Genomic DNA, 14,370 nt, shown 5'->3' with positions numbered 1-14,370 from the left:
CTCGCAGGGACTTATGCCACAAAACCCCCCAGCGCGCGACGAACATCGCTTCTCACAAGCTCGGGTAGGTCAATCTCGTCGAGATCGCGAGTGTGCAACCACTCCGCGAGCTGCGCCGGACTCAGATCGTCTGCAGCAATATGCTCTGCAAGCGCGACCGCGGACGTCCGGCTGATGCCGATTGCCAGGGCAGAGACCTCCGTGCCGCGAGACACCCCGAGTTCAAGCATCATCGCGATATCTGGGAGTTCGAGATCGGTCGTTGTGCCACTTGCTTGGAGAAGATCCATGAAGCAGGACAAGAAGAGGGGCGCTTCGAACCGTGCGTACTGCTCGACGTCGCTCATCACGTCTCGGATTGTTCGGGGGAGACTGAAATTCGGCTTGTTGGAGCGCTCCCAACGCACCCGTTCGTCGATTAGCACGGGAAGAGGGCGCCCGCGCATCCAATAGACGAGAAGGATCGCTAGCTGCATGTGTCGCCCAGTGTGTGCGCCGAAGGTGCCGCCGAGGTGCTGATCAACCAGGGACAGTGCCGTCGCGATCTTTCCGGCCGATTCGGCTGCTTCAGGTTGTGGAATCGCGTATGCATCGCCCACTCCTGAGGCCTCAAAGAACTTGAGTAGACGGTTCATGCCGCGAGGGTCGATGCCGGCATGCCGTTGAACAAGTTGGCTCGGCACCGTAATGTCGCCGAGCGCCTTCCTCATGCGTTCGGCCAGTTCGTTCTGTTGGTCGGGATCCAGGCTCAGCCAGGGGAACGAATTTGCATCACTAGTTCGCGACGCGAGCAGGCTGAGCGTGCTCTCGAAAACTGCATGCTGGTCAGCCGGAATCTCGAGTTCGTCGCCGTTGATGAAACGAAGGAACTGCGGGAGATCCCTGCGCACAGCATCAGTCGCCCGCACAATTTTCTGACGATCGCGTCGAATCGGCGGGTGCTCCCAATCCTCTGCGTCGACACAGATGACGTTCCCCTGGAACTCCTTGCCCCATCGCCCCGCGCGGCCGGCAAGGTTCCAGAAATCGCTTGGCGGCATAGGACGGCCCCTGCCCTTGCGCGGTGCTCTAACGAAGATGTTCTGGCAGGGAAGATTCACGCCTTCAAGCAGCGTTGAGGTGCACACCAGAAACTGAATGCGCCCTGTCTTGAAGAGCGACTCGATTGCCTCCCTCAAGAGCAAAGGCATGTTCCCATAATGAAATGCGATTCCACGCTCCAGATAGGTGCGCAGAGAGTACTTAGGGTGGACGGTTCGCTCGACCAGCTCTCGGACGGCTTCGATGTCCTCGTGGAGAGCGGTCTGCGCTGGAAGGAGATCGAACAACTGGCTCGCGATCTTCTCTGCGTCCGCTTGTCCGTTCGCGTAGACGATGTTCGCCGAACTCGACGAGCCGAGCGCGGCTGCAACCAACGGCAGTCGCTTGCTGTCTGGTACGGGACGGGCCGAAATTGTGAATCCGCCGACTTCGCGAGATTCCCCTCCAGCCATTACAGATGCAATCCACTCACGCGGTTTGCCACGCACCTGCTGTGCATAGATCACGTTCTGGTTGACCGTCGGTGCAGAGTCAGAGATTACCGAAACTGTGCCAATGGCGTTTTCGACCAACAGCTCGGGATTGGCCGCCATCGGGCTTGCAAACATCACTTGCGCATCCGGGTTGCGCCTCGTGGCATCGTCCAGTACGCGCTGGAGGAGGACCCCCCGCCGGCCGTCGCCGATCTTCTGTGCTTCATCCACGAAGATCAGGTCTGGGCGCAGGTCAGCGTTTTCCTGTTGCAACACATGGAGACGTTCTTGCGTCAGAACCAGAACGCGTCGCTGGCTTTGCTTGATCCTTTCGTCCCAAGGCAGCTCGAACACGTCAAACAAGTTGGCGCCTTCCTCGCGGAGGTCGGCAGCTACCTCCTCAATCAACGCCCGGGTGGGCACGATATAGACACAGGTGAACACTGCCTGATTGGTGGATCGGTCCCGGAGCCACTGCTTCACTATGAAGGATTTTCCGGCCGAGGTTGGAGCCGTCGCGCTTACCCACTGAGATGTTTCGGCAGCCCTCCAGAACCTCGCTTGAAAGTCGTTCGCGTGTAGAACTTCACCAGACGCTAGGGGAACTGTCAGCTCCATGTGTGTTCGAAATGCGTCGATTTCGGCCCAAGTTGAATAGACAGGCGCGTTCGGCGCTAGCAGGCCGCGCTGGATTGCCAACTCCACCGAGCGCGAATTACCGAGCCTTTGGAGCAGGATCCGCCCCGCCTCCCGTTGCAGAAGAGTGGAATCGGTGGCTTGCACGCACCCCTGCGCAATGCGCAATGCGCCATCCAGGAGCGACTCGGGTGCTCCACGCTCCACGAGGGACGCAGCCAGGAGCGCGGCACTCCATTCGACCGGATCCTCGCGAGCGACCGAGATTGCCGGAAGCGAAAGCGCCACGGACTGAAGGGTGAGCACGTTGACGGCGTTTCGGAATGCTCGCAGCTCTCCGACCTCGCGCCAGTAGTCGTCAGCGTCCATCGATCTTCAAAGCAAGACGGATACTCTCGCGAAACTTTGCGGATGATGGCATGGGGACGCAGAAGACTTCGAGATCGAACTGCGCAATTTCTTTGTTCTTTATCTTCTTGCCAATCGACTCGGCCCAGTTCGTCATCTGGGTAACAGTAGAGGCGAGCACCGACATGTCATCTGGATCGAGCGGGTGCTGGTAGTCGTCATGTGTGTATGCGATCAGACAAGCACCACGGGCCTCCAGATGTAGTCGCTCTTTTTCGCCCTCCGTGAAGTACTTGACGAGTCGCAACGACAGTTCTCTGGATCCGATGTCGAGATGATCGCGGACGAGGAGAAGATCCTCTTGCAAGTTGCCGAAACCTTCGTCAAGGAGGAAACCAGAGATGCCCGCCATGCAGTCTCGCGCAGCACCATCAAAACTGTCGTACACCTTCGCCTCGCCCCAATAAACAGCGAGATTGCCATTCCGCCCAGGTCCAAGATGCACACCATCCGCACCATTGAAATGCATCTGGCTATCGGTCTTGAGTGCCATCTTCGAAAGAACCTGCGGGAGTTTGAGCCCGATCTCCATCAGGAAGTAGAGAAGCAGCTCGCCGCCTTCGCCTGACTTCTCTAAGCGCGTGAAGCGCGAGAGCGCTTCATTGTGGAGCGCGACGAGCTTGCTCGTTGATTGCGTCTCGATGAAGTAGTCCTGAGCCTCCTGGATGCGTGTCCGGGGGATGCAGTAGTCGAGCACTAGTTCGGAGAGCCGCTTCGCAAGGGCATCTACCCGAGGGCGCCCGTTTCCGTCGAATGCAATCCAGTGTGTGTGGAGTCGAGTGCGCGTGTTTTCGAGCACCTTTGCCTCACCGACAGTGATGAGGTAGTTTCCAATTCCGTCCGGACCAGGGCGCGCGACAGCGGCGAGTTCTTGGGCCCAGCGAATCGCGCTCGCTGACTGGTCGTCCATCGAGCAGATCCTACGAGCCGCATAGGAACATGGGCCCACGAGCCGCGCAGACGGGACCGAATCACCCCCGAAGTGGGGTAGAAGGCTCGACGGGCCCGCGAGCATGCAATCCTCGTTCAAATGGCCGCGGGGGAGCTGCTACAACTAACGCGCCCTTTGATTGCCGACGGGAATACCCGCGCTCCCTCCGCGTTGAACTTGAGCGTACCCAACTCAAGTTCCCAGGAGGATTGGTGCCCGAAGACTTCAACCCCGAAGCCGGCGCGAGCTCGTTCGACGAGTTCCTGTCCCGGTACCTTGCGGGTGAGCAGGCGCGTCAGGCTCGGTCGATCGACCTCAGCCGGTTCCTGACCGCCCGCACGCAAGGCATCCTGCAGCAGGCAGGACGCTTCGCGCTCGAGCGCGGCCAGACCGAGCTCGACGCCCTGCACATCCTGCGCGTCATCGTCGAAGACGAGGCCGTGAAGCAGGCGATCGAGCGCATCGGCGTCGCCCCCGAGCGCATCATCACCGCGACGGAGGCGCGCCTGCCCGCCGCCGGTGAGACGGCCGACATCAATTCGGCCACGATCACCCCAAGCGCGAGCCGCGCGCTGTTCCACAGCTACCAGGTGGCGCGCTCGTCCGGATCGACCTACATCGACCCCGAGCACCTCTTCTTCGCGCTCGTGCTGGGGCAGGATGCCCCTGCCGGGCAGGTGCTCGCGCGCGCCGGGGTCACCGCCGAGGCCCTCACGCAAGGCCTGCGGGAGACGGTTGACGCAGGCGAATTTCGAGACGGCGCTGGCGCGCCTCCTCAATCCACCAAAACCCCGATGCTCGACAAGTTCGGCACCGACCTCACGGCGCTCGCCGAGAACGGCGAGCTCGACCCCGTGGTCGGACGCGTCGACGAGATCGAGCAGACCATCGAGATCCTCAGCCGCCGCACCAAGAACAACCCGGTGCTGATCGGCGAGGCAGGCGTCGGCAAGACCGCGATCGTCGAAGGCCTCGCCCGCGCGATCGTCGAGGAGTCGGTGCCCGAGGCACTGCTCGGCAAGCGAGTGATCTCACTCGACCTGCCCGGCATGCTCGCCGGCACCCGCTACCGCGGTGACTTCGAGGAGCGCCTCACGAAGACCATGGAGGAGATCGCCGCCAACAAGGGCGAGTTCATCGTGTTCATCGATGAGATCCACACCGTGGTCGGTGCGGGCGGCTCGGGCGACGGCGGCACCGACGCGGGCAACATCCTGAAGCCGCGCCTCGCGCGCGGCGAGCTGCACCTCGTGGGTGCGACCACGCTCAAGGAGTACCGCGTCATCGAGAAGGACCCCGCGCTCGAGCGCCGGTTCCAGCCGGTGAAGGTCGGCGAGCCGAGCATCGAAGACGCCGTGCTGATCCTGCACGGCCTGAAGTCGGCTTACGAGGAGCACCACGGCGTCGAGTACACGGATGCCGCGTTGCGAGCCTCCGTCGAGCTCAGCGCCCGCTACCTCACCGACCGCGTGCTGCCCGACAAGGCCATCGACCTCATCGACCAGGCCGGGGCGCGACTGCGCCTGCGGCTCGGCGTGAAGGTCGACGTGTCGGCCCTCATCGAGCGTCTCGCGACCCTCGAGGCCGACAAGAACGCCGCCGTCGGCGCCGAGCACTACGAAGAGGCCTCGCGCATCCGCGACGAGATCTCGAAGGTGCAGGCGAAGCTCGACGAGGCCACCGTCGCCGGTCGAGTAGGCGCGCCAGCGCCGTATCGAGACCAGGACACTGAGGGTCTCGATACGGGCGCTTCGCGTCCTACTCGACCGGCGGAAGCCGTCATCGACGAGGCCGAGATCGCCGCGGTGATCTCGCGGGCCACCGGCATTCCGGTGAACCGCCTCACCGAGAGTGAGCGCGAGCGCCTCGGCGACCTCGAGGGCGAGCTGCACGCGCGCGTCATCGGCCAGGACGACGCGGTCACCGCGGTCGCGAAGGCCGTGCGCCGCAGCCGCACCGGCATGGGCGACGCCAAGCGTCCGGTCGGATCGTTCCTGTTCCTCGGGCCGACGGGTGTCGGCAAGACCGAGCTGGCGCGTGCGCTGGCGTCGTCGCTCTTCGACGACGAGCAGGCGATCGTGCGGTTCGACATGAGCGAGTTCGGCGAGCGGCACACCGTGTCACGCCTCGTCGGCGCCCCTCCCGGCTATGTCGGTTACGACGAGGCCGGGCAGCTCACGGAGCGCGTGCGGCGCAACCCGTACTCGATCGTGCTGTTCGACGAGATCGAGAAGGCGCACCCCGACGTGTTCAACCTGCTGCTGCAGGTGCTCGACGACGGGCGCCTCACCGACGGCCAGGGACGCACGGTCGACTTCCGCAACACGGTGATCGTGATGACCTCGAACCTCGGTTCGGAGTTCCTCGCGTCGCGCTCGGGCGCGCTCGGGTTCGTCGCGTCGATCGACGGCTCCGGCTTCTCGTCAGCCGACGACGTGCGCAACCGCGTCATGGGCAAGGTGCGCGAGGCCATGCGGCCCGAGTTCCTGAACCGCATCGACGAGATCGTGCTGTTCCAGAAGCTCGACCAGCCGCAGCTCGAGCAGATCGTTCGGCTCATGCTCGGGGCATCCGCCGCTCGCCTCGCGGCGCGCGAGGTCACCTTCGAGGTGACGGATGCCGCGGTGGCGCTCCTCGCGGAGCGCGGCTACGAGCCCGAGTACGGTGCCCGCCCGCTGCGTCGCGTGATCCAGCGCGAGATCGACGACCGCATCAGCGACCTGTTCGTCAGCGGTGCGCTCGGCGACGGGGAGGGCGTGCGAGTGGATGCCGCAGACGGCGAGTTCGTCGTCGTCCCGGTGCCGCGCGCCACAGTCTCGCTCGCCGCGTAGCCGTCGGTCGAGTAGGCGCGCCAGCGCCGTATCGAGACCCCGAACGCCCGGCCCTCAACGCGAGGGCCGGGCGTTCGACGTGCGAGCACAGTGGCGTCATTCCGCCTGATCTGATAGGAAATCTCATGTATCGCGCCCGCTCGACGGGCGCGGTGTCAATGGCGATACCGCGACCTGAAGGCAAGGAGTGCCCCACCATGCGAGCACGTGCACGTACCTCTCGTCTGGCTGCCATCGGCGCCATGATCGGCCTGGCGCTGGCCGCGACGACCGCCGTCGCGCCTGCGTCCGCGTCCGCGTCCGCGGCGAAGCCTCAGCCCTCCGGCCAGACCGCGACGGCCACCTCGACCTACACCTGCGCCCACTTCAACGGCCTCACCGTGACGGCCGACACGGTCAACCGCAGTTCCGTCAGCCTGAAGGCCGGCGAGGTGATCGGCGCGACCGTCTCTCCGGCGCGCGTCGGCGACGAGATCTTCTTGAGCGTCACCTCGGGCCTCAACTTCGTGTTCTACTCCGCCCCGGCGACATCCGGCCTGAAGTACACCGCCCCGTACGGCGGCACATTCAACCTCGGCTGGTCGCTCAAGACGTCCGGCACCCGGCCCTCGAGCCTCACGTGGACGTTCACGTGCTCGACCGGCGGCACGACCACCACCACCGACACCGACCGCGACGGCGTGGCGAACTCGGCCGACTCGTGCGCCGGCACCATCCTCCCCGACAGCGTGTCCCGCAAGGTCGCGGGCAAGTACTATGCCCTCTCGAGCGGTCGGTTCGTGGATGGCACCGGCAAGGCGTCGGGCCACACCGTGATCGACGCCGGCGGATGCTCGGCGAGCCAGATCGCGAGCGCGCTCGGGTTGAGCAAGCGCGAATCCCAGTCGGGCATCAGCCTCACCGTTCTGACGAACTGGGCTGCATCGCACTAGGCGGGGCGGCCGAGCGAGCCGCCGCAGCATCGATCCGCAACCCGCGTCCTTTGCCTTGCTCGCGTGAGAGAAACACCAGGAGTCTGCAGCTTCGCTCCGATTACCGGGCGCCACGCGTCGATGCGACTCACTCGCGCCGCCACCTGAACCCGCGTCACACCTTCGCCGCGGCGTATCCCAACGACCTCGCGATGCCCTCGGCGTACGGCGTTGGTGCGACGTCGAACGTGCGCTCGAATGCCGTCGAGTCGAAGTGATAGGGCGACGTGTACTGGTAGGCCATCTCGAGCGTCTCGCGGGCAGTGCTCGCGAACAGCCCGCCCAACCGCATCATGCCGTGTGACATGGTGCGATGCGCGAGTCGGCCACCCGACACGAGGGCGAGGTACTGTTCGCCCGTCAGGGCGGGCGCGGTCGGGAGGTGCCACGTAAGCCCGCGGGCACGGTCGTCGGTACCCAATACCGCCAGTCCCGCGCCGACATCGGGTGTATAGGTCATCGAGTGGGGCTGGTTCGCGCCGAACAACCACATCGGCGGCTTGCCGGCATCGGCCCGGTCGATCGCGAACAAGTTGAACACGCTCGTCGCCGCCCCGGGGCCGTAGAAGTCGGCTGACCGACCCACGGTGACCTCCAGCCCGTGTTCGTCGCGGGCGGCATCGAGCATGCGAAGCAGTTCGGCACGCAGCGCGCCCTTGCGGCTCGTCGGCCTGATCGGCGTCGACTCCGTCATCGGTGCGTCGGTGCGGCCGTACGCGTAGACGTTGTCGAAGTACACGAGGTGGGCGCCGGCCGCGAGGCATCCGTCGATCGCATTGCGCACGATGACCGGCCAATCTCGCCGCCACACCGTGGTCGAGTACGGCAGGCCGACCGTGAGGTAGGCGACGTCGGCGCCACGCAGTGCGTCGGTCGCGGATGTCGCATCGCGGAGGTCGGCCGCGACCCGGGTGATGCCCGGCTCCGACGGCGAGGGCGTGCGCGACACCGCCCGCACCTCTTGGTCGCCGGCGCGGAGGGCCGCGATCGTCTCGCGTCCGACGACGCCGTTGCCCCCGAGGACGACGTGGGTGGTCATGGCAGATCCTTTCGTTGCGTGGTGTGCGGGCTCGCTGCGTCGGAGGTGGGGAACAGCTCGGCCGTCGCCTCCTGGTGGGCGAGGCGCCGGAGCCCCGCGATGAGCGCGTCGCCCACCACGGTGCCGACGACCATCAACTCGGCGGTGAGCTCGGGGCTTTCGCGGCCGATCAGGGCCGAGAGATCGGCCCGTGCGATCTGGTCGGCCGCCGAGGCGTACGCGCCGAGGTACGAGTCGGACGGCTCGAAGCCGACCGCCGAGAAGTCGTCGAGCACACGCGCCGCGACGCCGAATCCCGGATTGTCGGGCGACGTGCGCCAGCCCTGTGCGTCGGCGAGTGCGGCCACCCGTGCTCGCGAGGTCTCGGATGCGTCGCCGTGCGCGCGACCGTCGGTCATCGCGTGCTGCGCGGCCGCGAACGTGTGGGCGATCGAGCTGTCCTCGGCGTCGAGCGTCGTGAGCACCCGCTTTGCGGCGGCGATCGACAACCCACCCGTCTCGAGCAAGGCGCGCACGAGGCGCACGCGTTGCACATGGGATTCGTCGTAATCGGTCTGGTTGCCACTCAGGCGATCGCCCTCGTGCACCAGCCCCTCACGCAGGTAGTACTTCAGGGTCGAGACGGGAGCGCCGCTTCGCCGGCTGAGTTCGGAGATCCGCATGCGCTGATAGTAGCACTATCGATAGTACTACTACCACTGCGGAACCTCGGGGCTTGCTCGGTGCAGAAGGTGCCATGATCGGCGGATGGCCCGCCCCGCGACATCCGGAACCGCGCTCGTCGTCGTGATCGACGTCGCCAACGTCATGGGCTGGCGGATCGAGCACCGGCGCCCGTCAGGGCGAGGGCGAGGGTGCGGATGCGCCATCCGTACCAGGCGATCGCGAGCGTCGTCACCGCGTAGATCGCAACGGCCTGCAGCGCGTAGGCGGGGTAATCGATGAGCCATCGCGCCTCCGACTCGTCGGTGCCGAAAGCCGGGTTGTCGCTCACCGATGGCACGACCGCGCCCACCCAGTACCCGACAGCCTGCCCTGCCGCGTAGATGAGCAGAGCGACGACGAGCGTCAACCACGCTTGCGCGGTTCGCACCCGCCACACCGCCCGCGTCGCCCGCAGTGCCGACCGAGCCGTCCATCGGTCGGCAACCGGCGCTGCGATCGCGCTCATCACGGGGGCGGCGATGAATGCCGCGACGAGGAGCGCGAGCAGAGCGAACATGCCGATCATGAGCAGCTGCCCGCTGCCCGCTCGACTGCGCATGAGCTCGGGAATGAGCAGCAACGCGAAGAGCGGAAGGCAGCCGACGATCGAGGCGAGCCAGGTTCGGAGGAAGGTGGCGAGAGGCATGCTGCGAATCTAAAGAGCACGTGCATCACCCGCCATCCAGATAACCCCCGTGACTCGTGCGCACCGCGTCATGGGCAAGGTGCGTGAGGCGATGCGCCGGCGCCCCGCGTTCCTGGGCCGCATCGATGAGATCGTGCTGTTCCAGAAGCTCGACCAGTCGCAGCTCGAGCAGATCGTGCGACTCATGCTCGGGGCATCCCCGCTCGCCTTGCGGCACGCGAGGTCGCCTTCGAGGTGACGGAATCGCCCGTCTCCGTCAATGGTCAACACATAGGCTGGTCGTGGCGGCAAAGGGGCGCCGCGCGTCGGCGGGAGGTCGGATGCTCGGGGTGTTGGCGACGTTGCCGGGGCTGGTCGACAAGCATCCGTTCCATGGCCGGCGACTGCGCGCGATTCGCAGCCGCGTCTACCGCAGAATCGTTGGCCTGCGCGCCGAGGTCGTACGCTCCCGAGAGCCGATCCGGTTCGCCGAACTCGACCATGGCGCATTCGAACCGATCCGCGCCGGCGCCCGCTTCGGCCAGACGCTCGAATGCGCGTGGCTGCACATCACGGGAGACGTGCCGGCGGCAACTGCAGATCCCGTCGTCATGCTCGGCATCCGCGGCGAAGGACTCGTCTACTCGTCCGACGGAACGATGCTCGACTCGATCAGCACGGTGTGGATCCAGGGCGATCTGCCGCACAGCGGCGGAAGGTTCCGGCCGGTTCCCCACGCTGACCTGTCGAGCGGCCGGGTGGACCTGTACGCCGACGTCGCGTTCAACGGCTTCCTGTTCCTCGGAGTCGGGCGCGGCGTGTACTTCGGCGCGCACCTCGCCAGGCGCGACGACGACGCATTCGGGCTCTACTACGACTACCTCGCGCTGTTCGCCCTGGCCGAGTCGACCGGTGATTCTCGGCTCGCGGCCGACCTGCACGCAGCGCTCGGCGAAGCGTTCTCCCGGTTCGCCAACGGAGACACCCGAGCCGCCCGCGTCCGGCTCGCGGACGAGCTCTCGCAACCCTCCACGAGTGCGTTCACGTACAGCGCCGTCGGTCACGGCCACCTCGACATGGCGTGGGTTTGGCCCATCCGCGAGACCAAGCGCAAGGCCGCGCGCACGTTCGTCAAGGCGCTGGACTCAATCGACCGTTACGACGACTTCATCTACGGGACGAGCCAGCCGCAGCAGCTGCAGTGGACGAAGGAGCGTCATCCTGAACTGTTCGAGCCGGTGAAGGATGCCGTGGCGGAGGGCCGCATCGAACTGCAGGGCTCGTTCTGGGTGGAACCCGACACGAATCTGCCCAGCGGGGAATCGCTGATCCGCCAGGCTCTGGTCGGCAGAAGATTCCTGAAGGAGGAGTTCGGGCTCGACGACGACGACCTGCGGCTATGCTGGCTGCCCGACACCTTCGGCTACAGCGGCAACCTCCCGCAGATCCTTCGCGGCTGCGGCATGGACTGGTTCCAGACCATCAAGCTGTCGTGGAACCGCGTCAACGTGTTCCCGCACCGCACGTTCCACTGGGAGGGCATCGACGGGTCTTCGGTGCTCGTGCATATGCCGCCCGAAGGTGACTACAACAGCCGTGCCGCGGCCGACGGCCTGCTCAAGGGCATCGACCAGTACCCCGAGCGCGACCTGGGGACGGCACTACTGGTGTACGGCGCCGGCGACGGCGGGGGCGGACCTGGCGAGGTGCACCACGAACTGCTCCGGCGCGAGGGATCGTTGCGTGGACTTCCGAAGGTGGAGAAGTCCACGGCATCCGCCTTCTTCCGAGCTCTCGAGCACCGCGACATCCCCCAGCGACACTCCGGCGAGCTCTACCTGGAAACGCACCAGGGCACGTACACCACGATCGGGCACACGAAGCGGCACAACCGCATCGCCGAACGCAAGCTGCATGAGGTCGAGGCGCTCGCCGCGCTGGCGGGCGCTGACGTGAACGTCGAACTCGGGCCGCTGTGGCGCGACGTGCTGCTGAACCAGTTCCACGACACCATCACCGGCTCGTCGATCGAGCGCGTCAACCGCGAAGCGCGCGAGTCGTACACCGCCATCGAGACGGCTCTCGACCGCATCGGTGCGCGACTGACGGGCGAGCTGCCCCGCGGCGATACCGGCGCGTCGGCGATCAACCTCACCTCCTTCCCCCGGCGCGACCACCTCCGCGTCGGCGGTCGGTGGTGGTCGGCCGACGTCGACCCGTATGCGGCCTCCCGACTGCAGCCGGTCGGCTCGTTCTCGGAACTGTCGGACACCGCCGACACGATCTCGAACGGACTGCTCACGGTGCGCTTCGACCCCAGCGGCGAGCTCGTTTCGTGCGTCGACGCCGTAGGCACCGAGCATGTGGCCGGAGGTTTCAACCGCCTCGCGGTGTACAAGGACCCGTACCAGTTCCCGTGGGACGCGTGGGACATCGACCCCGGTTACGTCGACACGAAACCGCAGGTGCTGGCTGTCACCTCCCACCGCACGTCGATCGACGGGCCCCTCGTCATCCGCCACCACGAGTACCGTGCGCCGAAGGTCACCGTGCATCAGCGCGTCGTGCTCGAGGCGGGCAGCCCCGTCATCCGGTTCGAGACGCACGTCGACTGGCGTGAGAGACACAGGATGCTGCGTGCCGAGTTCCGCCCGCGTCACTACGGCGCCGAGGCGCTGTGCGAAATCCAGTTCGGGCACATCGCACGCCCCACGACCGAGCGCGACTCCGTGGAGAAGGCGCAGTTCGAGATCTGCGCACACAAGTGGATCGCGACCGTGTCGAATGACGGTGGGTGGGATGCCGGTGGGCCGGATGACAGAGGGGATGCCGGTGGGTTCGCCCTGCTCAACGATTCCAAGTACGGGCATCGGGCGAAGAACGGGCTCGTCAGCCTCAACCTGCTGCGGGCGCCGACCTTCCCCGACAAGACCGCCGACCGGGGCACACACGAGTTCACGTACGCGTTCATGCCTTTCGCGCCAGACGATCTGGCCGCCGTCGTGCGCGAGGCCTACCGCCTGAACAATCCGCTGCTGCTCGCCGACGGCGTGGTGTTCGACAGCGCCGTTTCGGCCGACGACCCGGGGGTGGTCGTCGAGACCGTCAAGCCCGCCGAGGACGGCTCGGGCGTGGTCGTGCGGCTGTATGAGAGCCTCGGGCGGCCGACTCAGACGGCGTTGCGCACCAGCATCCCCCACGCGCGAGCCCTCGCGACCGACCTCATCGAACGACGTCTCGGTTCGGCGGATCTCGCGCACCTGAGCTTCCGCCCGTTCGAGATCAAGACGATCCTTCTGGAACGCCCGTGAGCGTCGGCGCCGCCGAAGCGCGGATCCCCAGCCGCCGCACGCAGCGGATTTCGATCGTCGTGGCCGGGTTCGGCCAGAACCTCGTTCTCACGACGGTCACGACGTTCATCCTCCTGTACCTGTTGCAGTACGCCCGCATCAGCACCCAGGGCATGGCGGTGGTCACCGCCGTGATCACGGCCGCGAAGATCTTCGACGCGATCAACGACCCGGTGATGGGCAGTCTCGTCGATATGACCCGCACGCGGTGGGGAAAGCTGCGGCCGTACATCCTCTTCTCCGCCGTGCCGGTCGCGGTGCTGTCGACGCTGCTGTTCACCGTGCCGGATGTGTCTGAGACGGGCAAGCTCGTCTTCTTCGCCGTCTGCTACGTCTTGTGGGGCGTCGCCTACACGGTGTGCGATGTGCCGTTCTGGGGGCTCATCGGCTCGGCGTTCTCCGAATCCGACTACCGCATGCGCGTGATCTCCAACGTGCGCGCGTACGGCGGGATCGCGCTCGGGCTGGCGACGCTCGGGATGCCGTGGCTCGCGCTCCTGCTCAGCCCGGGCGACCAGACCACCGGCACCGGATGGTCGCTGGCGGTGGGCGTCGTCTCGTTCCTGGGCATGGGCCTCTTCTTGCTGGCGTTCACCAACACGCGCGAGCGGTACAGCCCCGGAGTGCAGTATCGCCTCACGTTCCGGCAGCTGTTCGGCACACTGCTGCGAAACACACCGCTGCTCATGGTGCTGATCGGGTCGGTGCTCGGCTTCGGCCGCTTCATCGTGCAGGCCGGCGGCGCGGTGTTCGTCGTCATCGCCTACGACAGCGAGGGCGCGTTCACCCTCATCGGCGCAGCGATCATCATCGGCATGGTGCTCGCGTCGTTCCTCACGCCGCTGCTGCTCAAGGGCATGTCGGCGAAGATTCTCGCGATCGGCAGCTCGGTGATCGGCGCGGCGCTGTTCTTGGCGATGTTCTTCGCCGGGTTCGAGAACATCGCCGTGCTGCTGGTATTCATCTTCCTCACCGGGATGACTCTCGGCATCTTCCTCGTCGTGCAGGCGACGATGATCGCCGACGCCGTGGACGACATCGAGCGCCGCACCGGGGTGCGCAACGACGGCATCTCGTTCTCGACCCTCACCTTCGTATCCCAGACCATGGCCGCCTTGGCGGTGCTCGTCTTCGGCATATTCATCGGGCTCGCCGGCTACGAGGCCGGTGTCACAGTGACCCCCGAGATGCAGTGGACCGTCTTCGCATCGCTCACGCTCGTACCCGCCGCCAGCTGCCTGGTGTCGGCGATCCCGTTCGTGTTCTACCGCCTCGGTCGCTGAGCCCGACTGGCGTCAGTCTGCGATCAACTGCGACGAACCCGGGATCCGGGACATCCGCCCCTCCCCGAGTGGACGTC

Annotated in this window: 10 protein-coding genes; 5 read left to right on the top strand and 5 right to left on the bottom strand. The window is 66.0% G+C overall.

Annotated features, from left to right (window positions below; all coding sequences use genetic code 11):
* Nucleotides 1-11 precede the first annotated feature (11 nt).
* Both LQ757_RS12370 and LQ757_RS12365 read right to left on the bottom strand, forming a co-directional pair.
* A complete protein-coding gene (locus LQ757_RS12370; protein WP_231047552.1) occupies nucleotides 12-2,519 on the bottom strand; it encodes a DEAD/DEAH box helicase in 2,508 nt (835 codons plus the stop codon).
* Nucleotides 2,509-3,468, bottom strand: a complete 960-nt coding sequence (locus LQ757_RS12365) for a HamA C-terminal domain-containing protein (protein ID WP_231047551.1) — start codon at nucleotides 3,466-3,468, stop codon at nucleotides 2,509-2,511. The genes LQ757_RS12370 and LQ757_RS12365 overlap by 11 nt, the downstream gene beginning before the upstream one ends.
* Before the next feature lie 233 nt (nucleotides 3,469-3,701).
* Between LQ757_RS12365 and LQ757_RS12360 the strand changes: the two genes are divergently transcribed.
* Nucleotides 3,702-6,320, top strand: coding sequence for an ATP-dependent Clp protease ATP-binding subunit (locus LQ757_RS12360; RefSeq protein WP_231047550.1), 2,619 nt, complete (start codon nucleotides 3,702-3,704; stop codon nucleotides 6,318-6,320).
* Between the two features lie 197 nt (nucleotides 6,321-6,517).
* The gene (locus LQ757_RS12355) at nucleotides 6,518-7,252 is read left to right on the top strand and encodes a hypothetical protein (RefSeq protein ID WP_231047549.1); all 735 of its coding nucleotides are present in this window, start codon (nucleotides 6,518-6,520) and stop codon (nucleotides 7,250-7,252) included.
* A gap of 154 nt (nucleotides 7,253-7,406) precedes the next feature.
* Here LQ757_RS12355 and LQ757_RS12350 read toward each other — a convergent pair whose 3' ends face one another.
* From LQ757_RS12350 to LQ757_RS12340, 3 genes are all read right to left on the bottom strand, one after another.
* Nucleotides 7,407-8,330, bottom strand: a complete 924-nt coding sequence (locus LQ757_RS12350) for an NAD-dependent epimerase/dehydratase family protein (protein ID WP_231047548.1) — start codon at nucleotides 8,328-8,330, stop codon at nucleotides 7,407-7,409.
* The gene (locus LQ757_RS12345) at nucleotides 8,327-8,992 is read right to left on the bottom strand and encodes a MerR family transcriptional regulator (protein ID WP_231047547.1); all 666 of its coding nucleotides are present in this window, start codon (nucleotides 8,990-8,992) and stop codon (nucleotides 8,327-8,329) included. The genes LQ757_RS12350 and LQ757_RS12345 overlap by 4 nt, the downstream gene beginning before the upstream one ends.
* A 143-nt stretch (nucleotides 8,993-9,135) precedes the next feature.
* A complete protein-coding gene (locus tag LQ757_RS12340) occupies nucleotides 9,136-9,681 on the bottom strand; it encodes a hypothetical protein (RefSeq protein WP_231047546.1) in 546 nt (181 codons plus the stop codon).
* Nucleotides 9,682-9,730: 49 nt separating this feature from the next.
* Here LQ757_RS12340 and LQ757_RS12335 point away from each other — a divergent pair, with 49 nt between their 5' ends.
* The 3 genes from LQ757_RS12335 (at nucleotide 9,731) to LQ757_RS12325 (ending at nucleotide 14,293) form a co-directional block, all read left to right on the top strand.
* Nucleotides 9,731-9,919 (top strand): hypothetical protein, encoded by a 189-nt coding sequence (locus LQ757_RS12335; RefSeq protein WP_231047545.1) that lies wholly within the window; start codon nucleotides 9,731-9,733, stop codon nucleotides 9,917-9,919.
* 82 nt (nucleotides 9,920-10,001) lie between these two features.
* On the top strand, nucleotides 10,002-12,971 hold the full coding sequence (locus LQ757_RS12330) for an alpha-mannosidase (RefSeq protein WP_231047544.1): 2,970 nt from the start codon (nucleotides 10,002-10,004) through the stop codon (nucleotides 12,969-12,971).
* Nucleotides 12,968-14,293 carry an MFS transporter gene (locus tag LQ757_RS12325; protein ID WP_231047543.1) on the top strand — a complete coding sequence of 442 codons (1,326 nt, stop codon included), beginning with the start codon at nucleotides 12,968-12,970 and terminating at the stop codon, nucleotides 14,291-14,293. The genes LQ757_RS12330 and LQ757_RS12325 overlap by 4 nt, the downstream gene beginning before the upstream one ends.
* Nucleotides 14,294-14,370: the final 77 nt, after the last annotated feature.

This window comes from Agromyces cavernae (assembly GCF_021044935.1).
Taxonomy (GTDB): Bacteria; Actinomycetota; Actinomycetes; order Actinomycetales; family Microbacteriaceae; genus Agromyces; species Agromyces cavernae.
This window is presented reverse-complemented; position numbering and strand designations above follow the sequence as displayed.

Bases quoted from the DNA above. Each gene is read 5' to 3' on its own strand.
- LQ757_RS12370 (WP_231047552.1), bottom strand. From the start codon at position 2,519: ATGGACGCTGACGACTACTGGCGCGAGGTCGGAGAGCTGCGAGCATTC.
- LQ757_RS12365 (WP_231047551.1), bottom strand. From the start codon at position 3,468: ATGGACGACCAGTCAGCGAGCGCGATTCGCTGGGCCCAAGAACTCGCC.
- LQ757_RS12355 (WP_231047549.1), top strand. From the start codon at position 6,518: ATGCGAGCACGTGCACGTACCTCTCGTCTGGCTGCCATCGGCGCCATG.
- LQ757_RS12350 (WP_231047548.1), bottom strand. From the start codon at position 8,330: ATGACCACCCACGTCGTCCTCGGGGGCAACGGCGTCGTCGGACGCGAG.
- LQ757_RS12345 (WP_231047547.1), bottom strand. From the start codon at position 8,992: ATGCGGATCTCCGAACTCAGCCGGCGAAGCGGCGCTCCCGTCTCGACC.
- LQ757_RS12340 (WP_231047546.1), bottom strand. From the start codon at position 9,681: ATGCCTCTCGCCACCTTCCTCCGAACCTGGCTCGCCTCGATCGTCGGC.
- LQ757_RS12330 (WP_231047544.1), top strand. From the start codon at position 10,002: ATGCTCGGGGTGTTGGCGACGTTGCCGGGGCTGGTCGACAAGCATCCG.